General features: G+C 53.4%; 1 protein-coding gene. It reads left to right on the top strand.

Features of this window, described 5'->3' with window-relative positions; translation table 11 throughout:
• A partial coding sequence (locus HBA93_RS21780) for an aminotransferase class III-fold pyridoxal phosphate-dependent enzyme (protein WP_221724637.1) occupies positions 1–234 on the top strand: 234 nt, incomplete at its 5' end.
• Between the last annotated feature and the right edge of the window lie 28 nt (positions 235–262).

Genomic DNA, 262 nt, shown 5'->3' with positions numbered 1-262 from the left:
GATGTGCGAGGACGCGGCTTGCTGTTCGGCGTGGAGCTGGTTCGTGACCGGCAAAGCCGAGAACCGGATAATGCGCTGGCTGAAGCAGTTTATTACCGCTGTCTGGAGAGCGGCGTCAGTTTCAAGATCAGTCAGGGTAATGTGCTGACCTTGTCACCGCCGCTCATCATTACGCAGCAAGAACTTGAACAAGCGCTGACTGTTGTCGAAAAGGCAATTTTGGCGGGCATATAAGTTTCATGTCCGGCAGAAAAGCCCTTCA

Origin of the sequence: Ochrobactrum sp. SFR4 (assembly GCF_019730395.1) — a bacterium.
In the GTDB taxonomy this organism is placed as follows: domain Bacteria; phylum Pseudomonadota; class Alphaproteobacteria; order Rhizobiales; family Rhizobiaceae; genus Pseudochrobactrum.
Note: the sequence above shows the minus strand (reverse complement) of the source record. Positions and strands in the feature narration are given on the sequence as shown.